We start from the raw sequence: 18,721 nt of genomic DNA on the forward strand, positions 1-18,721 counted from the left end.
CGCGGCTTCCGCGCTGGATAACCCCCATGGCCTCCACGCTCACCGACAAACTCTCCGGCCTGGTCAAGAAGATCAGCGGCCAGGCCCGCATCACCGAAGCCAACGTGCAGGACATGCTGCGCGAGGTGCGCATGGCCTTGCTCGAGGCCGACGTGGCGCTGCCCGTGGTGCGCGACTTCATCGCCCGCGTCAAGGACAAGGCCATGGGCCAGGAGGTGCTGGGCAGCCTCAAGCCCGGCCAGGCGCTGGTGGGCATCGTCAACCGCGAGCTGGCGGCCACCATGGGCGAGGGCGTGAGCGACCTCAACCTGTCGGCGCAGCCGCCCGCCGTGATCCTGATGTCGGGCCTGCAGGGTTCAGGCAAGACCACCACCACCGCCAAGCTGGCGCGCCATCTGATCCAGAAGCGCAAGAAGAAGGTGCTGACCGTCTCAGGCGACGTCTACCGCCCGGCGGCCATCGAGCAGCTCAAGACCGTCACCGCGCAGGCCGGGGCCGACTGGTTCCCCTCCACGCCCGATCAGAAACCGCTCGACATCGCCCGCGCCGCGCTCGACCACGCCAAAAAGCACTTCTACGACGTGCTGATCTTCGACACCGCCGGCCGCCTGGCCATCGACGAGGCGCTGATGGCCGAGATCAAGGCCCTGCACGCCGTGCTGAACCCGGTCGAGACGCTGTTCGTGGTCGACGCCATGCAGGGCCAGGACGCGGCCAACACAGCCAGGGCGTTCAAGGAGGCGCTGCCGCTCACCGGCATCGTGCTGACCAAGATGGACGGCGACTCGCGCGGTGGCGCGGCGCTGTCGGTGCGGCAGGTCACGGGCGCGCCGATCAAGTTCGCCGGCGTCAGCGAGAAGATCGACGGCCTGGAGGTGTTCGACGCCGAGCGCCACGCCGGCCGCATCCTCGGCATGGGCGACGTGGTGGCGCTGGTCGAGCAGGTGACGGCCAATGTGGACATCGAGGCGGCGAAGAAGCTGGCCGACAAGGTCAAGAGCGGCGGCTTCGATCTGCAGGATTTTTTGGGCCAGCTGCAGCAGATGAAGCAGATGGGCGGCCTGGGCAGCCTGATGGAGAAGCTGCCCACGCAGATGGCCGGCAAGGCCAGCGACGCCGACCTGGCGCGCGCCGAGAAGGACATCCGCCGCAAGGAAGGCATCATCAACAGCATGACCCCGCTGGAGCGCCGCAAGCCCGAGCTGCTCAAGGCCACGCGCAAGCGCCGCATCGCCGCCGGCGCCGGCGTGCAGGTGCAGGAAGTCAACCGCCTGCTGAAGGAATTCGAGCAGATGCAGGGGATGATGAAGCAGTTCAAGGGCGGCGCACTGGCCAAGATGATGCGCAGGATGGGCGGCGGCAAGGGTGGGCTGGGCGGTCTGCTGGGCGGCGGCATGCCGCCGCTGCCGCCGGGCTTCGGCGGGCCGGGTGGGCCGGGTGGCCCCAAGCGCCCGTTCTGAGGCGCAGGGCGCCAGCGTGGCGGCCCGTACCGCGCACCGCCTGGCTTGCTGAACAGCCGGGGGGGGCGTGCAGAATTTTTTTCATGCTCCAATAGGCTTCTGGCGCTTGCACAACGGGCGCAAGAAGCTATTTTTTTGATACTCAAACACGGCGCCAAACCGTTATCGCCTGATTTGGCGCCGCGTGCGTTTCTGGAGGATCGCCCATGCCCCGCCCGCCCTCTGCCGAACGGCCCCGCCCGGCCCCTGGCGCGCCCGTGCGCGTGCTCATGGTCTGCATGGGCAACATCTGCCGCAGCCCCACCGCGCACGGCGTGTTGACGCAGCGCGTGGCCGATGCCGGGCTGGGCGACCGCATCGTCGTCGATTCGGCCGGCACGCACGACTACCACGTCGGCCGCCCGCCCGACGAGCGCGCCCAGCAGCACGCCGCGCGCCGCGGCTACGACCTGAGCGCGCAGCGCGCCCGCCAGCTCAAGGCGCAGGATTTCGACGACTTCGACCTGGTGCTGGTGATGGACGACGCCAACCAGCACGCTGCCCGCGCCCTGTGCCCGCCCGGCCAGCGCCACAAGCTGCGGCGCCTGACCGACTTCTGCACCCGCCACCGCGCCAGCGAGGTGCCCGACCCGTACTACGGCGGCGCCGCCGGCTTCGAGGCCGTGCTCGACCTGGTCGAGGACGCCTGCGACGGCGTGCTGGCCGCCATGGCGCCGCACGGCGCCGGCGCGTGATGCAGGCTGTCACGGCGGCCCCGCGCCACGCCCTGTAATATCAAAGAGGGTCCGGCCGTGGCGCACGCGTGGTGGTCGGGCAGCCCGCATTCCTTCCACCACCAGGAGTCACTGTTCATGACGCGAACCCTTGCTTCGTCCGCCCCGTCCGCCACCCACCCCGCCCGCCGCCGCCTGCTGGCCCTCGGCAGCGCCGCCCTGGCCACTGCGCTGTGGACGGCCGCGCCCGCCTGGGCGCAGAAGGAGAACCCCGAGACCTACCAGCCGCAGAGCGGCCAGGCCGGCAAGGACGTGATCTGGGTGCCGACGCCCGACGAGCTGGTCACGCGCATGCTGCAGCTGGGCGGCGTGACCAAGAACGACTACGTGATCGACCTCGGCGCCGGCGACGGCAAGATCGTCATCGCCGCCGCCAAGGAGTTCGGCGCGCGCGGCCACGGCATCGAATACAACCCCGACATGGTGGCCCACGCCACCCGCCGCGCGCAGGCCGCCGGCGTGTCCGACCGCGCCCGCTTCGAGAAGGCCGACATCTTCGAGTCCGACTTCTCCAAGGCCGACGTCATCACCATGTACCTGCTGCCCACGCTGAACCTGAAGCTGCGGCCCACGTTGATGAAGCTCAAGCCCGGCACGCGCCTGGTCACGCACGCCTTCACCATGGGCGGCTGGCAGCCGGATGAGACCTCGCGCGCCGGCGGCGCCAACGCCTACCTGTGGCTGGTGCCGGCCAACGTCAGCGGCCAGTGGCAGCTGAACTACTCGCAGAGCGGCCGCCAGCAGAACCTGGCCATGAGCGTCGAGCGCCAGCGCTACCAGTTCCCCGAAGGCACGGTGCAGCTGGGCGCCGCCGACACCTCGCTGCGCGACGCCCGCGTGATGGGCGAGCGCGTGCGCTTCGCCTTCACCGGCACCGACGGCGTGCTGCGCACCTTCGAGGGCAAGGTCAACGGCGGCAAGATCGAGGGTCAGGTGCACGACGGCAAGAAGAGCGAGCGCTTCACCGCCACGCGCAAGGGCGACGGCCCGGCCATCGAGACCGCGGATTGAGCGCCTGAGCCGCGCGCGGCTCCCCCTTCTGCTTTTCGCAAGGGGGCCGGCGCCAGCGGCGGGCAAAGGTCCGGCCGCGGCGCCCGCGCAGGGCCTGCGCCGCGGCCGCTGGTTTCACGGTTTGGCTGCCCTGTCCGCAAACTCCTGCACCCGCTGGCGGCAGCGAACCGGGGTGATGATCGACGAAGTGCCCAGATGAACAGACTTCACACCATCAGCCAGGCGCTGCCGCGCCGCCAGTGGCTGCGCGCCGCCGCGGGCGCGGCCGTGCTGGGCACCGTGCCCGTCTGGGCGCAGCGCAGCCCCGGCTTCGGCACCTACCAGCCCGAACCCTTTCAGGCCGGCAAGGACGTGGTGTGGGTGCCCACGCCCGACGCGCTGGTCACGCGCATGCTGCAGATGGCCGGCGTGACGCGGCACGACCACGTGATCGACCTCGGCGCGGGCGACGGCAAGATCGTCATCGCGGCCGCACGGCAGTTCGGCGCCCGCGCGCTGGGCATCGAGTTCAACCCCGAACTGGTGGCGCACGCCCAGCGCCGAGCCCGGGCCGCCGGCGTGGCCGATCGCGCGCGCATCGTGCAGGGCGACATCTTCGAGGCCGACCTGTCGGCCGCCAGCGTCATCACCCTGTATCTGCTGACCGAGCTGAACCTGAAGCTGCGCCCCACGCTGCTGCGGCTGAAGCCCGGCACGCGGCTGGTGACGCACGCCTTCGGCATGGGCACCTGGCAGCCCGACGAGCATTCGCGCGCCGGCGGCGCCACGGCCTACCTGTGGCTGGTGCCGGCCAACGTGGGCGGGCACTGGCGCCTGAGCTATCCGCGCGACGGGCAGACGGTCAACGTGCAGATGACGGTGGCGCGGCAGGTGTTCCAGTTCCCCGAGGGCACGGTGCACCTGGGCGCGGCCGAGACCTCGCTGCGCGACGCGCGCGTGGCCGGCGAGCGCGTGCGCTGGGCCTTCACCGACACCGATGGCGTGGTGCGCCAGTTCAGCGGCCGGGTCGACGGCGCGCGCATCGAAGGCACGGTGACCGGCGGCGGGGCCAGCGCGCGCTTCAGCGCCGAGCGGCAGGGCGAGGCGCCGGCGATCCTGGTCAGCGCTTGAGTGGATTTCAAGCCAAATCGGCCTCTAGCGCTTGTTGGATAAGCGCCAGTAGCTATCTTTGTAGGAGCGCCCTTGGCCGCGATGGGCGTTGCCATCATCCTGATCCCCCATCGCGGGCAAGCCCGCTCCTACAGATGCCTTGACCGCCTCACGCCGCAGTGACCCGCAGGCAGCGCCCCTCGCGCACCAGCGCATCGAACCCCGCCGCCAGCGCGTCCAGCAACTGCCGCACCGCCGGCCGCATGCCCTGGCGGCTGGCGAAGGCGGCCTGCACCAGGCCCGGCGGCGGCGCCCAGCCGGGCAGCACCTCCTGCAGTGCACCGCGCGCCAGCGGCTCGTGCGCCAGCAGGCGCGGCAGGGCGGCGCAGCCCACGCCGGCCAGCGCGGCGCACAGCAGCGCGCCCATGTCGTCGGCCACCAGGCGCGGCGCCAGCGGCACCTCGGCCTGCGCGCCGCCGGGGCCGCTCAGCCGCCAGCGGCCTTCGTCGGGTGAATTGCCCAGGTCCAGCGTGGGCAACTGCGCCAGGTCGGCCGGGGTGGCCGGCGGCGCGGCGCTGGTCAGCAGCGCGGGTGCGGCCACCAGCACGTGCGGGCTCAGCGCCAGGGGCCTGACCACCTCGTCCTGCGGCAGCGCGGCGCCGGGGGCGCGCACGCGCAGCGCCAGGTCCACGCCGTCCTGCCAGACGTCGACGTTGCGGTTGGTGGCCTGCAGCTGCACGCTGACCAGCGGCCAGGCGTTGAGAAAGCGCGCCAGCATGTCACCCACGCCGAGCTGCAGCAGCGCCGGCGGGCACGACAGGCGCACCGTGCCGCGCGGGGCGGCGGTCTGCTCGCCGGCCAGCGCATGCACGCTGGCGGCCTCGGCCAGCATGGCGCGCGCGTGCTGCAGCGTGCGCTGGCCGATGTCGGTGAGGGCGAAGCGCCGCGTGGTGCGCTGGATCAGGCGCACGCCCAGCGTTGCCTCCAGCGCGGCGATGCGCCGGCTGAGCTTGCTCTTGGGAATGCCGGTGGCGCGCTCGGCGGCGGCAAAGCCGCCGTGCTCGGCCACGTGGGCGAAGTAGGCCAGGTCGTTCAGGTCGTCCATGGGGAGTTGCCTTGATTTCGATAGCGGGTGTGACACGGCACCGAAAAACCTTCACCGCAGAGACGCAGAGAACGCAGAGGTTCGCAGAGCTTTTCTTGGGCTTTCTCTGCGTCAACTCTGCGTTCTCTGCGCCTCTGCGGTGAAGTCGTTGTCTCGGCCAGTCTCGACCTTGTCGTCCGAAGAAGCGTCCCATCCAGTGACTTGGCACGGACTCATTGTTCCACGAGTGGAACGATATGGTGAATTGACGCCTCTTTAATCCATATTGATCTGTCCATACTATTCAATCATGCGCCGACAGCCCCGCCGGCGCCCCATCTGAAACGAAAGCGAGACTCACCATGACCACCGCCACGCCAACCACCCCCAAGCGCGTTCTCGACATCCGCAGCGCCCCCGGTCGCCACTGGGTCGGCGACGGGCTGCCGGTGCACAACCTGTTCGGCTACAACGGCCCCGGCGTGGCCGAGCGCAGCCCGTTCCTGATGCTGGACTACGGCGCGCCCTACGACTTCGGCCCGACGACCAAGCAGCTGGGCGTGGGCCAGCACCCGCACCGCGGCTTCGAGACCGTCACCGTGGTTTATTCGGGCGAACTGGCGCACCGCGACAACGCGGGCGGCGGCGGCACCATCGGCCCTGGCGACGTGCAGTGGATGACCGCCGGCGGCGGCATCATCCACGAGGAATTCCACTCGCCCGGCTTTGCGAAAAGCGGCGGCACGCTGGAGATGGCGCAGCTGTGGGTCAACCTGCCCGCTGCGCACAAGATGACACCCGCGGGCTACCAGCCCATCACGGCGGCGCAGATCCCGACGGTCAGCCTGCCGGATGACGCCGGCAGCGTGCGTGTGATCGCCGGTGCCTGGGGCGAGGCCAAGGGCCCCGCCCGCACCTTCACCCCGATCCACATGCTGGACGTGGCGCTGGCCGCCGGCCGCACGGCCGAGTTGCCTCAACCCGAGGGCTGGACGACGCTGGTCGTCGTCGCCTCCGGCAGCGCGTCGGTCAACGGCGCCGAGCCCGTCACCGGCCCGGCCGTGGTCACGCTCTCGACCGCGGGCGAGGGCGTCACCGTGCAGGCCGAGAGCGACGCCAAGCTGCTGCTGCTGGCCGGCGAGCCGATCGACGAGCCGGTGGTCGGCTACGGGCCGTTCGTGATGAACAGCCAGCAGCAGATCGTCGATGCCGTCAACGATTTCAACAGCGGCCGCTTCGGCCAAGGCCTGAACTGAGCCTGCCTGCGGCCATCGCGGCCCAGGCGCGGACGGCTTCGTCCACGCCTGGGCGGGGCCGTGCCCCCAAGCTTTCAGCCAGCCACTTCAAACCCAACAAGAAAGGAACCACGACATGAACCACCAACCGAAAATCGCCGTCATCATCAGCAGCACGCGCGACGCCCGCTTCGGCGCCCGCGCCGCCGACTGGCTGATGGGCTTCGCCTGCCAGCGCAGCGACATGGACTTCGAACTGGTCGATCTGAAGACGTTCGATCTGCCCCTGTTCAACGAAAAGGCCTCCAACCTGTGGGCGCCGAGCGAAGACCCGCGCGCCATCGCCTGGCAGCAGAAGATCGCCGAGTTCGACGGCTATGTGGTCGTCACCGCCGAATACAACCACTCGCTCACCGGCGCGCTGAAGAACGCCTTCGACCAGGCCTACGTGGAGTGGAAGCACAAGCCCATCGGCTTCTTCGGCTACGGTGGCGTGGGCGCGGCGCGCGCCATCGAGCACGCGCGCCTGATCGCCGTGGAGCTGCACATGGTGCCGGTGCGCACGGCCACGCACATCGCCGGCGGCGACTTCTTCTCCGTCGTCATGAAGGGCGAGCCGATGGAGAGCATCGCCGGCCACATCGAAGGCAGCACGACCGAGATGCTGGACCAGGTGGCCTGGTGGGCCAAGGCCACGATGGCCGCGCGCGCTTGAGGGCCCAAGGCGGCGGGCTGAACGCGGCTGTGCCACGATGCGGCCGTCGCGCGAACACCATCCACGGAGCCTGACCAATGACCGACTTCACCCGCATTCCCGCCCGCACCGCCGAGATCGGCGGCGGCGTCGCCGTGGCGCGCACGCTGCCGTCGCGCCTCAAGCGCACCATCGGCGCCTGGTGCTTTCTCGACCACGCCGGGCCGGCCACGTTTGCCGACGGCGCGGGCATGCGCGTCGGCCCGCACCCGCACACCGGCCTGCAGACCTTCACCTGGATGCTGGAAGGCGAGGTGCTGCACCGCGACAGCCTGGGCAACGAGCAACTCATCCGCCCCGGCCAGGTTAACCTGATGACGGCCGGCCACGGCATCGCGCACACCGAGGAATCGGCCCCCGGCCAGACGCGCATGCACACCGCGCAGCTGTGGATCGCGCTGCCCGCGCGGGTGGCCGACATGGCGCCGCGGTTCGATCATTACCCCGATCTGCCCCGCTGGCAGGAGGGCGGTGCCGAGCTCGTGCTGCTGGCCGGTGCATGGCAGGGCCGCCGCTCGCCCGCGCTGGTGCACACGCCGCTGATGGGCGCCGACGTGTTCGCCGCCGAGGGCGCGCGGCTCACGCTGCCGCTCGATCCGGCCTTCGAATACGGCCTGATGCCGCTCACCGGCCCCGCCACCGCGCAGGGCCAGGCGCTGGCGGCCGACGAACTGCTCTACCTGCCGCCGCGCGGCACCGAGCTGGCGCTGGAGCTGGCCCCCGGCACGCGCGCCATCCTCATCGGCGGCGAGCCGTTCGACGAGGACATCACCATCTGGTGGAATTTCGTCGGCCACGGCAAGCCTTACATCACCCAGGCGCAGCGCGACTGGCAGGCCGGCAGCGCGCGCTTTGGCGAGGTGCATGGCTTCGACGGCCCGCGCCTGGAGGCGCCGCCGGTGCCCTGGGCAAGCTGAGCCGGTCATGACGCCCGAGCCACTCGTCGCTTCCATCATGCAATACGCCCCCTGGCTGGTATTCGGCAACGTGCTGCTGCAGCAGCTCGGCCTGCCGGTGCCGGTGTGGCCCACGCTGCTGGTGGTGGGCAGCCTGGCGGCGGGCTGGCCGCAGCTGGCGCTGGCCCTGGTGGCGGCGGTGGGCGCGGCCATGGTGGCCGACCGCTTCTGGTACTGGCTGGGCCGGCGCTACGGCTACAAGGTGCTGGCGCTGCTGTGCCGGCTGTCGCTGAACCCCGGCAGCTGCGTCACGCAGACCGAGCAGCGCTTTGGCCGCTGGGGCGCGCCGGCGCTGCTGGTGGCCAAGTTCGTGCCCGGCTTTTCGGCCGTGGCGGCGCCGGTGGCGGGGCTGTCGCGCATGCCGGTGGCACGCTTCACGCTGGCGGCCGCCTCGGGCGCCGCGCTGTGGGCCGGCGCGGGCCTGCTCACCGGCTGGCTGCTGCGCGGCGAGGTGGGCCAGGCGCTGGCCTGGATGCGCACGCACGGGCCGCTGGCGCTGCTGGGGTTGGGCGCCGCGCTGGCGCTGTGGCTGGGCGCCAAGGCCTGGCGGCGCCACCGCTTCAGGCAGATGGCGGCCATGCCGCACATCGACATTGGCGATCTGCGCGCCGCACTGGCCGGCGCTGCGCCGCCGCGGCTGCTGGACTTCCGCAGCCCGGCGCTGATCGCGGCCGATGGCCCCATCGCGCCCGCGCGGGCGATGCAGTTGCGCGGGCTGGCGCGCCACGCGCGGGGCTGGCCGCGCGATGCCGCCATCGTCACCCTGTGTGCCTGCCCCGAGGACGCCACTGCCATCCGTGCCGCGCACGCGCTGCGGCGCATGGGCTTTGCCCAGGTGCGTCCGCTGCGCGGCGGCTACGACGCCTGGCGCGCGGCCGAGGCGGTGTCGCTGGCGCGCGCGGATGCGTTGGCGCCGCAAGCCGCACCGGCGTGAAACGATGCGAGCGCGGACCGCATCCACTGTGTGGGAGCGGGCTGCCCGCGATCAGGCGTTGGTGGCGACGAATCGCCTCATCGCGGGCAAGCCCGCTCCCACAACAGGGTCTCAGGCTTCTTGATGGTGAAGCGAATTTGATAGCTGCCTTCGCCCATCTGTTGGGCGCTGCAGCCCTGAAAGGCTTGAAATGAACCACGACGCCCGCATCGACCTGAACCGCCGCGCCCTGCTGGGTGCTGCCCTGGCCAGTGCCGCGGTGCCTGTCTGGGCGCAGGCGCCCGCGGCCGATGCACCTGCCTTGCTGAAGGCGCTGCAGGCGGGCGGGCTGGTGGTGTATTTCCGCCACGGCGCCACCAACCAGGGCGGGGTGGACCGCATCGACTGGCCGCGCAGCCGCCAGCGCCTGCTCTCGGCCGAGGGCGAGACGCAGGCCCGCACCGTGGGGCAGGTGTTTCAGCGCCACCGGCTTGGCGTCGACGAGGTGCTGGCCAGCCCCTTCGCGCGCTGCCACGACTTCGCGCAGATCGCCTTCGGCCGCGTGCAGGACGACCGGCAACTGCTGGGCCTGCTGTCGCAGGACAGCGGGCGCCAGCAGCGCATCGACCATTCGCTGGCGCTGCTGCGCCGCGCCGTGGTTGCGGAGCGAAACCGTGTCGTGGTGGGGCACAGCTCCAACATCCAGCAGACCACGGGCGTGTTCCTGCCCGAAGGTGGCGCCGTGCTGGTGCGGCCCGACACGAAGGCCGAGCGCGGCTTCAGCGTGCTGGGGGAGTTGCGTCCGGCGGATTGGGCGGCGCTGGCCCAGGCGGCGTGACGACCGCAACCTTGTGGGAGCGGGCTTGCCCGCGATGGCGGCGCCGCGTCGGTCAGCCATGGATGCTATCGCTACGATAGCTGCCTGCGCTTGCCACACAAGCGCTGTAGCCCGAAATGGCTTGAAAATCAACCCTGCTGCCGCCAGCCCCACACGATGATCAGCATGCCGGCCAGTGCCACCGCGCTGCCCGTCAAATCCCACGGCGTCGGCCGCACCCCATCCACCAGCCACAGCCAGACGATCGCCGTGGCCACGTACACCCCGCCGTACGCCGCATACACCCGTCCCGAGGCCGTGGGGTGCAGCGCCAGCAGCGCCACGAAGGCCGCCAGCGCCAGCGCCGCCGGCAACAGCACCCAGGCACCCGCTTTGCCGCGCAGCCACAGATAGGGCAGGTAGCAGCCCAGGATTTCCATCACCGCCGTGAGCACGAACAGCGCAGTGGTGGCAAGGGGGTGCGAGGGCAGGGGCATGGCGGGGCTTTCGGCAAAAGGCTTGGCAATCTGCGGATGCTATACATAAAATAGCTTTCGGCGCTTATCCGGCAAGCACGAGAGGCCTGAAATGAGCATGACTTCGTCGCCCGACACATCCGCCCCACGCCGCCATCTGCTGGCCGCCCTGGCCGTGGGCGCGTTGCTGGCCGGTTGTGCCAGCAAGCGGCCGGCACCGGCAGCGCGTGGTCGGGTGGCGCCCGGCGGCAGCGTGGCGCGCCGCGCGCCCTCACAGCCGGTGCCACCGTCGCAGACGCCGCTGGCGCTCCATCCCGCTGGGCGCGAGGCCAGCGTGGCGCAGGCCATGCTGCTGGTGAACACGCCCTACCGCTATGGCGGCAACACGCCGGAGGGCGGGTTCGACTGCAGCGGGCTGGTGCATTACGTGTACGGCCAGGTGGCGGCCGGTGCGGCGCGCCTGCCGCGCAGCACGGCGCAGTGGGCGGCCGCCACCATGCCGGTGAGCGAATCGGCGCTGCAGCGGGGCGATCTGGTGTTCTTCAACACCACGGGCACGCCGTTCTCGCACATGGGGATTTATGTGGGGGGCGATCAGTTCGTGCACGCGCCGTCGACGGGGGGGACGGTGCGGCGGGACAGGCTCGACAACCGCTACTTCGCGCCGCGGTATCTGGGGGCGCGGAGTGTGTTTGCGGTTTGACGGTGTGGGGTTGGATGCGCTGCTGGCCGGGATGTGCGCCCGGCGGCGCAGTCACTTTCTTTTTGTCTCGCCAAAAAGAAAGTAACCAAAGAAAAGGCGACCCCGCTGGCCGTGTCCCCTGCGCTTCGCTTCGGGGCAACCTGCGATGCTCGGGCATGGAGCGGCGCTGCGGAACTCGCTTTGTTCGCTGCGCTCACGCCGCTCAAACATCCGCAGCAAGTCAGAGCACGAAGCATGGGCTTGCTGCGCAGCCCATGCCCGCCCCACGCCCTGCGCTTCTCGGCACGGCCAGAGGGGATGGGAAGTCCGCACGGGCCATCGCTGCGCTCGGCCTTGGTTTCGTCAGGTCGCTGCTTCGAGCGGCTGCCTTCTTGCTCCCTCTCCCTCTGGGAGAGGGTGGGGGTGAGGGCCACCCTGCTCGAAAAACCATAGCTGCTTGCGAACGTCATACGGTTATTTCAAGCCATTTTTTATCTGAAACCCTGATGTATCCGGCGCAAGCAGCTATCAAAAAATAACCCGCCCGTGCTTCCCAGCAGGGGCGGGTGTGGCGCGAAGCCGGCTGTTCTTACACGCCGGCGGCCGCCTTCAGTGCAGCAGCTTTGTCGGTCTTTTCCCAGCTGAACTCCGGCTCGTCACGCCCGAAGTGGCCGTAGGCGGCGGTCTTCTGGTAGATGGGGCGCAGCAGATCCAGCATCTGGATGATGCCCTTAGGGCGCAGGTCAAAGTGTTCGCGCACCAGCTTGGCGATCTGCTCGTCGGCAAGCTTGCCCGTGCCTTCGGTGTAGACGGTGATGTTCATCGGCTCGGCCACGCCGATGGCGTAGGCCAGCTGGATCTGGCACTGGCGCGCCAGGCCGGCGGCGACCACGTTCTTGGCCACGTAGCGCGCGGCGTAGGCGGCGCTGCGGTCCACCTTGGTCGGGTCCTTGCCGCTGAAGGCGCCGCCGCCGTGCGGGCAGGCGCCGCCGTAGGTGTCGACGATGATCTTGCGGCCCGTCAGGCCGCAATCACCCTGCGGGCCGCCGACGACGAAGCGGCCGGTGGGGTTGATCAGGTACTTGGTGTCCTGCAGCCACTCCTTCGGCAGCACGGGCTTGATGATTTCATCGATGACGGCTTCGGTGAAGCTGGCCTTCATCTTCGTCTGCGTCTCGCTTTGGTCGGGGCTGTGCTGGGTGGAGAGCACCACGGTGTCGATGCTGTGCGGCTTGCCGTCGACGTAGCGCATCGTCACTTGGCTCTTGGCGTCGGGGCGCAGGAAGGGCAGCTTCCCGCTCTTGCGCAACTGCGCCTGGCGCTCGACCAGGCGGTGCGCGTAATAGATGGGCGCCGGCATCAGCGTGTCGGTCTCGTCGCAGGCGTAGCCGAACATCAGGCCCTGATCGCCGGCGCCGGTGTTCAGGTGATCGTCTGACGCATGATCCACGCCCTGGGCGATGTCGTTGCTCTGCTTGTCGTAGCAAACCATGACGGCGCAGCCCTTGTAGTCGATGCCGTACTCGGTGTTGTCGTAGCCGATCTTCTTCAGCGTGTCGCGCGCCACCTGGATGTAGTCGACCGTGGCGTTGGCGCTGATTTCGCCCGCCAGCACCACCAGGCCGGTGTTGGTCAGCGTCTCGGCGGCCACGCGGGCGCGCGGGTCCTGCGCCAGGATGGCGTCGAGGATGGCGTCGGAAATCTGGTCCGCCACCTTGTCGGGGTGGCCTTCGGAAACGGATTCAGAGGTGAAGAGAAAGCTGTTCGCCAGTTCCATTGAATAAACTCCTTGGGTTTGAACAATCGCGTTGCCAAACTTCTTGGGGAGCACTGGCGAACGCTTTAGCAGCATTTTTTTACGTCGCCCTGCAAGTAGTTCCGTAACTCGGCGACCCGCGCATTTTAACCAACCCGTCATGCTTGCCCTGTACCGCTTTGCATCGCGCTGGCCGCTGGGGCTGCTGCATGCGCTGGGCGCGGCGCTGGGCTGGCTGAGCTGGGCGGCATCGCCCACCTACCGCCGCCGCATCACCGAACACGCGCGCGGGGCCGGCTACCGCTTTGACGAGGTGCGCGCCAGCGTGGCCCACGCCGGCCGCATGGCGCTGGAGACGCCGCGCCTGTGGTTCGGCGCGCCGGTACCGGTGGAGTGGCGCGGCGCCGAGCATCTGGACCAAGCCTACGCCGCGCGCCGCGGCATCGTCTTCATGACGGCACACCTCGGCTGCTTCGAGATCGTGCCCCAGGCCGCGTCGGCGCGGCACCACGCCGAATACGGACCGGTCACCGTGCTGTACCGCCCCGCGCGCCAGGCCGCGCTGGCCGAGGTGGTGGCCATGGCGCGCCGCCGCGAAGGGCTCGAGACGGCACCCACCACGCTGGCCGGCGTGCGCCAGATGATCAAGGCGCTGCGCGCCGGCCGCGCCGTGGGCGTGCTGCCCGACCAGGTGCCGCCCGACGGGCTGGGCGTGTGGTCGCCGTTCTTCGACCGCCCCGCCTACACCATGACGCTGGCCGCGCGCCTGATCCAGCAGACCGGCGCCACGCCGCTGCTGGGCTGGGGCGAGCGGTTGCCGCGCGCGCAGGGCTTTCGCGTGCACATCCTGCCGTTTCCGGAGCCGCTCAGCGCCGATCTCGACACCGCCGTGGCGCAGATCAACCGCGCCATGGAGGGGCTGATCCGCCAGCGGCCCGATCAATACCTGTGGGGCTACGGCCGCTACAAGACGCCGAGAGCCCTGACCCCATGACCCATCACGGCATTCTGTTCATGCGCGCGCTGGCGCCCCTGCCGCTGGGGGTGGTGCGTGCGCTCGGCAACGCGCTGGGGCGCTTGCTGTTCGTGGCCGCGCGGCCGCGCCGGCGCATTGCGCTGACCAACCTGCGCCTGTGCTTTCCGCACTGGACCGAGGCCGAGCGCGTGGCCCTGGCGCGGCGCAACTTCGTTTATTTCACGCAGGCGTTCCTCGATCGATCCTGGCTGTGGCACGGCGACCCGGCCGTGGTGCGCCAGCGCCTGCGCATCACCGGCGCGGTGGACGACCTGACGCGCGAGGGTGCGGTGGTGATGTTCGCGCCGCACTTCTACGGCATGGACGCGGGCGGCAGCGCCGTGATGCAGCAGATCGACCGGCCGGCCTGCACCATTTATTCGACCCAGCCCAACGCCGCGCTGGACGAATGGATGCAGCGCGGCCGCCAGCGCTTTGGCGATGCCACGCTGCTGTCGCGCACCGAAGGCGTCAAACCCATCGTGCGCGCGCTGCGCGAGGGCAAGATGCTGTACCTGCTGCCCGACATGGACCTGGGCCCGCACGAATCGGTGTTCGTGCCGTTCTACGGCGTGCCGACGGCAACGGTGCCCTCGCTGTCGCGCTTTGCCAGGCTGGGCCACGCGCGCGTGGTGCCGGTCATCACGCGGCTGACCGACTTCGGTTACGAAGTGAAGGTGCACCCGGCCTGGCCCGACTACCCCACGGCCGACGCCACGGCCGATGCGGCGCTGATGAACCGGCACCTGCAGGACTACATCGACGAGATGCCCGAGCAGTACTACTGGGTGCACAAGCGCTTCAAGACGCGGCCGCCGGGCGAGCCGTCGCTTTATTGACGTTCATTCCGAGGACGGCAGGGCCGACGACCAGGCGGCCCAGTCGACCGGCGCGCGCGTGTCGATCCGCAGCGCGTGGCTGGCTTCCTCATCGGTCAGCGCATCGCGGTGCGCAAGCTGGCCTTGCAGCACCGCCACATCGGCCTCGGATGCATCGGTGCCCGCCGCGTGGCGCTGGCGCACGCGTTCGCGCAGCACGGCTTCGGGCGCATCGAAGGCCAGGATGCGCCAGGGCACGCCCAGCGATTCGGCCAGCGCGATGAAGGGTGCGCGCCGCTCCCGGCGGATGAAGGTGGCGTCGACCAGCACCGGCTGGCCGGCCTGCAGCGCATCGCGCGTCACCTGCAGCAGGCGGGCGAACACGCGGTCGCTGGTGGCCTCGCTGTAGATGCCGCCGGGCACATGGGCGCTGCTGGCCTCGGGCGCCAGACCGAACAGGCGCTTGCGCTCCACGTCGGCGCGCACGCGCACCAGGCCGCGCTGCTCGATCAGCGGCTGCGTCTGGCTGCTCTTGCCCGAGCCGCTGACGCCCATGGTGAGCGCCAGCCACGGCTGGCGCGGTGCGGCCAGCTGGGCGGCCAGTTGCACGTAGCGGTCAGCCTCCTGCCGCGCTGGCTGGCGTTGCGTATCGTCGTCGCACTGGCCGGCGCGCAGGGCGGCCACTTTGGCGCGCACCAGGGCGCGGTACACGGCGTCGTAGGGCAGGCGGGGCAGGGCGCCGTAGTCGCCGGTGCGCTCCAGCCAGGCGTTCAGAAAACGCCAGGCCAGCGCCGGCTGGCCATGGGCGTGCAGGTCCATGAACAGGAAGGCGATGTCGCAGGCCACGTCGATCCAGCGCAGGCGCGGGTTGAACTCGATGGCGTCGAACAGGCGCGCACGGCCCTCCAGCCACAGCAGGTTGCCCAGGTGCAGGTCGCCATGGCCTTCGCGCACCCGGCCTTCGGCGCGGCGGGTGGCCATCAGCGGCGCCAGGTGGGCGCTTTCGGCCTGCATCCATTGCTGCAATTGTTCTAGCTGCTGGCGCTTGACTGGCGGCGGTTCGAGGTCGAAAAGAGGCTTGAAATTGTCCTCGGCCAGTCGGGCCAGGTCGCCGGCATCGCCGTACGGGCTGTCGGCCGGCGCCACGGCCGCCTGCGCCTGAAAGCCGGCGATCTCGCGCGCCAGCGCATCGATGTGGGCTGGCTGCAGCTCGCCACGGGCGGCGCGCTCGGCCAGCAGCGCACCGGCCGGAAAGCGGCGCATGTGCACCGCCCAGTCGATGGCCTGCGCCGCGTCGCCGCCCAGGCGCGGCGCCGCGGGCGTGCCGGTGATGGGCAGCACGCCCAGGTAGATGTCGGGTGCGGTGCGGCGGTTGATGCGCAGCTCTTCGGCGCAGGCGGTGCGGCGCTGCGCCAGCGTGCCGAAGTCGAGGAAGTCGAGCGTGAGCGGCTTCTTCAGCTTGTACGCGTGCTCGCCCGACAGCAGCAGCCAGGAGATGTGGGTTTCGATGCGCTCGGTGTCGGGCCCGAGCACGCGGCACAGGCCGTCGATCAGCGCTGCGTGGGGCTGCACGGCCGGCGCGTGCGTCACAGCGTGGCCGCCAGCTGGCGCAGGAACTGCTCGCACTGCCGCAGCTGGTCGATCTCGACGAACTCGTCGGCCTTGTGCGCCTGCTCGATGTTGCCCGGCCCGCACACCACGGTGGGAATGCCCGCGCCCTGGAACAGTCCCGCCTCGGTGCCATAGGCCACCTTGCGCACGTCGCGGTCCTGTGTCAGCGCGCGCACAAGCTGCGTGATGGCGGCCTGTTCGCTGGCCTCCAGACCCGGCGCGGCGGCCAACTTGTCGATCTCGACGCGTGCTTCGGGAAATTCGCGCTGCATGCGCGGCAGCAGTTCGTCCTGCACGTAGCGCTGGATGCGGGCCTGCACGTCCTGCGGCGGCACGCCGGACAGGTTGCGGAATTCGTAGACGAACTCGCAGGCATCGGCAATCGTGTTCATGGCGATGCCGCCCGAGATCTGGTTGGTGGTGATGGTGGTGTAGGGCACGTCGTAGAAGGCGTCGAACGGCCCTTCGGCGCGCCACAGCTCGGCCAGGTCGCGGATATGGCAGATCAGCCGCGCCGCGTGCTCGATGGCGTTGCAGCCGCGCGGCGTGAGCGACGAATGCGCCGCCTTGCCGTGCACGCGGCAGCGGTAGGCGTTCAGGCCCTTGTGCGCCACCACCGGCTTCATCGACGTCGGCTCGCCCACCACACAGCCGTCGATGCGGATGCCGCGCTGCTGCAGCTCGGCCAGCATGAAGGGCGCGCCGAGGCACGACACTTCCTCGTCGTACGACAGCGCCAGATGCAGCGGCTGGCTGCGCGGCAGCGCCAGAAACTCGGGCACCAGCGCCAGGCTGGCGGCGATGAAACCCTTCATGTCGCAGGCGCCGCGCGCATACAGCTTGCCGTCCTGCTCGGTCAGCTTGAAGGGGTCGGTGGCCCAGTCCTGCCCGTCCACCGGCACCACGTCGGTGTGGCCCGACAGGGCGATGCCGCCCTGGGTGGCGCCGTCCTGCGCCGGCAGGGTGCAGAACAGGTTGGCCTTGGTGCCCTCGGCGTTCAGGTTCAGCCACGGATCGAGCCCGTGGCGCTTCAGCGCGTCGCGCACGGTCTCGATCAGGCCAAGGTTGCTGTGGCGGCTGACGGTGTCGATGGCCGTCAGGCGGTCGAGCCAGGCGAGGGTGTTCATGAATCGATCGGGCAGGCGGTGGTCAGGCGGCCAGTGTAGGACGAAGCCGACAGTTGGGCCCGCTGCAAAGGGCTGCGCCGCCCGGCGGGGAAAGCCACGGAACCCGGCCGCTTGAATATGCTCCAATCGCGCGTACTTAATCATGGCCCGGCCGCGCCGGGTGCCTGCAAGAACTTTCCGAGGGAATCGATGAAACGTATCCTGTTGTTCGTCATGACCAACATCGCCGTGATGGTGGTGGTCGGCATCGTCACCAGCCTGCTGGGCGTGGGGCGCTACACCGGCACCAACACCGGGCAGCTGATGATCTTCTCGCTGGTGGTCGGCTTCTCCGGCGCCATCATCTCGCTGCTGATGAGCAAGTCCATGGCCAAGATGAGCATGGGCGTGAAGATCATCAACCAGCCCGCCAATGCCGACGAGGCCTGGATCGTCGACACCGTGCGCAAGTTCGCCGACAAGTCCGGCATCGGCATGCCCGAGGTCGGCATCTACGAGGGCGAGCCCAATGCCTTCGCCACCGGGGCGTTCAAGAACTCGGCCCTGGTGGCCGTCTCCACCGGCCTGCTGCGCGGCATGACGCGCGAGGAGGTCGAGGCCGTCATCGGCCACGAGGTGGCGCACGTGGCCAACGGCGACATGGTGACCATGGCGCTGATCCAGGGCGTGATGAACACCTTCGTGGTGTTCGCCAGCCGCCTGATCGGCTCGCTGGTCGACGGCTTTCTGCGCCGCGGCAGTGACAGCAGCGGCCCCGGCATCGGCTACTACGCCACCACGATCGTGCTCGACATCCTGTTCGGCGTGCTGGCCGGCATCATCGTGGCCTGGTTCTCGCGCCAGCGCGAGTTCCGCGCCGACCGCGGCGCCGCCCAGCTGATGGGCCAGCCGCAGTCCATGATGAACGCCCTGGCGCGCCTGGGCGGCATGCACGCGCAAGGCCAGGAGATGCCCAAGAACATGGCCGCCATGGGCATCGCCGGCAGCATCGGCAAGCTGTTCTCCACACACCCGCCGATGGAAGAGCGCATCGCGGCGCTGAAGGCCTACCAGGGCTGATTGAGTGTCAAATCGGCCTCCGGCGCTTGCTGCATAAGAGCAAACAGCTATAAAAACCGTAGCATCCGCAAGGGGCTGCGGTTTT

Annotated in this window: 18 protein-coding genes; 13 read left to right on the forward strand and 5 right to left on the reverse strand. The window is 69.9% G+C overall.

All coding sequences use genetic code 11. The annotated features are described in order from the left end of the window. The first annotated feature begins 26 nt into the window (after positions 1-26). From ffh to ACFSCU_RS05230, 4 genes are all read left to right on the forward strand, one after another. Positions 27-1,460: a signal recognition particle protein gene (gene ffh / locus ACFSCU_RS05215; RefSeq protein WP_377560091.1), complete on the forward strand. Its 1,434-nt coding sequence runs from the start codon at positions 27-29 to the stop codon at positions 1,458-1,460. A gap of 206 nt (positions 1,461-1,666) precedes the next feature. Continuing rightward, positions 1,667-2,194 (forward strand): low molecular weight protein-tyrosine-phosphatase, encoded by a 528-nt coding sequence (locus ACFSCU_RS05220; RefSeq protein WP_444547272.1) that lies wholly within the window; start codon positions 1,667-1,669, stop codon positions 2,192-2,194. A 117-nt stretch (positions 2,195-2,311) separates the two neighbouring features. Then, complete coding sequence (locus ACFSCU_RS05225) at positions 2,312-3,244, forward strand: SAM-dependent methyltransferase (protein WP_377560092.1); 933 nt, start codon at positions 2,312-2,314, stop codon at positions 3,242-3,244. A gap of 195 nt (positions 3,245-3,439) precedes the next feature. Continuing rightward, on the forward strand, positions 3,440-4,354 hold the full coding sequence (locus tag ACFSCU_RS05230; protein ID WP_180550817.1) for a class I SAM-dependent methyltransferase: 915 nt from the start codon (positions 3,440-3,442) through the stop codon (positions 4,352-4,354). 148 nt (positions 4,355-4,502) lie between these two features. On the opposite strand, the gene ACFSCU_RS05235 is transcribed toward ACFSCU_RS05230, so the two are convergent. Then, complete coding sequence (locus ACFSCU_RS05235) at positions 4,503-5,438, reverse strand: LysR substrate-binding domain-containing protein (RefSeq protein WP_377560093.1); 936 nt, start codon at positions 5,436-5,438, stop codon at positions 4,503-4,505. Positions 5,439-5,779: 341 nt separating this feature from the next. Between ACFSCU_RS05235 and ACFSCU_RS05240 the strand changes: the two genes are divergently transcribed. From ACFSCU_RS05240 to ACFSCU_RS05260, 5 genes are all read left to right on the forward strand, one after another. Continuing rightward, complete coding sequence (locus tag ACFSCU_RS05240; protein WP_377560094.1) at positions 5,780-6,673, forward strand: pirin family protein; 894 nt, start codon at positions 5,780-5,782, stop codon at positions 6,671-6,673. 115 nt (positions 6,674-6,788) lie between these two features. Beyond that, a complete protein-coding gene (locus ACFSCU_RS05245; protein ID WP_180550818.1) occupies positions 6,789-7,367 on the forward strand; it encodes an NADPH-dependent FMN reductase in 579 nt (192 codons plus the stop codon). 77 nt (positions 7,368-7,444) lie between these two features. Beyond that, on the forward strand, positions 7,445-8,323 hold the full coding sequence (locus ACFSCU_RS05250) for a pirin family protein (protein ID WP_180550819.1): 879 nt from the start codon (positions 7,445-7,447) through the stop codon (positions 8,321-8,323). 7 nt (positions 8,324-8,330) lie between these two features. Continuing rightward, a complete protein-coding gene (locus tag ACFSCU_RS05255; protein ID WP_180550820.1) occupies positions 8,331-9,296 on the forward strand; it encodes a VTT domain-containing protein in 966 nt (321 codons plus the stop codon). 190 nt (positions 9,297-9,486) lie between these two features. Continuing rightward, the gene (locus tag ACFSCU_RS05260; protein WP_180550821.1) at positions 9,487-10,113 is read left to right on the forward strand and encodes a histidine phosphatase family protein; all 627 of its coding nucleotides are present in this window, start codon (positions 9,487-9,489) and stop codon (positions 10,111-10,113) included. Positions 10,114-10,241: 128 nt separating this feature from the next. Here ACFSCU_RS05260 and ACFSCU_RS05265 read toward each other — a convergent pair whose 3' ends face one another. Further along, on the reverse strand, positions 10,242-10,589 hold the full coding sequence (locus ACFSCU_RS05265) for a YnfA family protein (protein ID WP_180550822.1): 348 nt from the start codon (positions 10,587-10,589) through the stop codon (positions 10,242-10,244). A 91-nt stretch (positions 10,590-10,680) separates the two neighbouring features. On the opposite strand from ACFSCU_RS05265, the gene ACFSCU_RS05270 reads away from it, so the two are divergent. Beyond that, positions 10,681-11,271: a C40 family peptidase gene (locus ACFSCU_RS05270; protein ID WP_377560095.1), complete on the forward strand. Its 591-nt coding sequence runs from the start codon at positions 10,681-10,683 to the stop codon at positions 11,269-11,271. A 568-nt stretch (positions 11,272-11,839) separates the two neighbouring features. On the opposite strand, the gene metK is transcribed toward ACFSCU_RS05270, so the two are convergent. Beyond that, complete coding sequence (metK, locus tag ACFSCU_RS05275; RefSeq protein WP_377560260.1) at positions 11,840-13,021, reverse strand: methionine adenosyltransferase; 1,182 nt, start codon at positions 13,019-13,021, stop codon at positions 11,840-11,842. Between the two features lie 145 nt (positions 13,022-13,166). Between metK and ACFSCU_RS05280 the strand changes: the two genes are divergently transcribed. Both ACFSCU_RS05280 and ACFSCU_RS05285 read left to right on the forward strand, forming a co-directional pair. Next, positions 13,167-14,000, forward strand: a complete 834-nt coding sequence (locus ACFSCU_RS05280) for a lysophospholipid acyltransferase family protein (protein ID WP_377560096.1) — start codon at positions 13,167-13,169, stop codon at positions 13,998-14,000. Further along, on the forward strand, positions 13,997-14,860 hold the full coding sequence (locus ACFSCU_RS05285) for an LpxL/LpxP family acyltransferase (protein ID WP_377560097.1): 864 nt from the start codon (positions 13,997-13,999) through the stop codon (positions 14,858-14,860). The genes ACFSCU_RS05280 and ACFSCU_RS05285 overlap by 4 nt, the downstream gene beginning before the upstream one ends. Before the next feature lie 3 nt (positions 14,861-14,863). On the opposite strand, the gene ACFSCU_RS05290 is transcribed toward ACFSCU_RS05285, so the two are convergent. Next, complete coding sequence (locus tag ACFSCU_RS05290) at positions 14,864-16,411, reverse strand: bifunctional aminoglycoside phosphotransferase/ATP-binding protein (RefSeq protein ID WP_180550824.1); 1,548 nt, start codon at positions 16,409-16,411, stop codon at positions 14,864-14,866. A 14-nt stretch (positions 16,412-16,425) separates the two neighbouring features. After that, entirely contained in the window at positions 16,426-17,577 is a 1,152-nt protein-coding gene (gene argE / locus ACFSCU_RS05295) for an acetylornithine deacetylase (protein WP_180550825.1), read from the reverse strand. A 189-nt stretch (positions 17,578-17,766) separates the two neighbouring features. On the opposite strand from argE, the gene htpX reads away from it, so the two are divergent. Further along, positions 17,767-18,636: a protease HtpX gene (gene htpX, locus ACFSCU_RS05300; protein WP_180550826.1), complete on the forward strand. Its 870-nt coding sequence runs from the start codon at positions 17,767-17,769 to the stop codon at positions 18,634-18,636. Positions 18,637-18,721: the final 85 nt, after the last annotated feature.

It is taken from the genome of Ottowia beijingensis (assembly GCF_042680925.1).
Taxonomy (GTDB): domain Bacteria; phylum Pseudomonadota; class Gammaproteobacteria; order Burkholderiales; family Burkholderiaceae_C; genus Ottowia; species Ottowia beijingensis.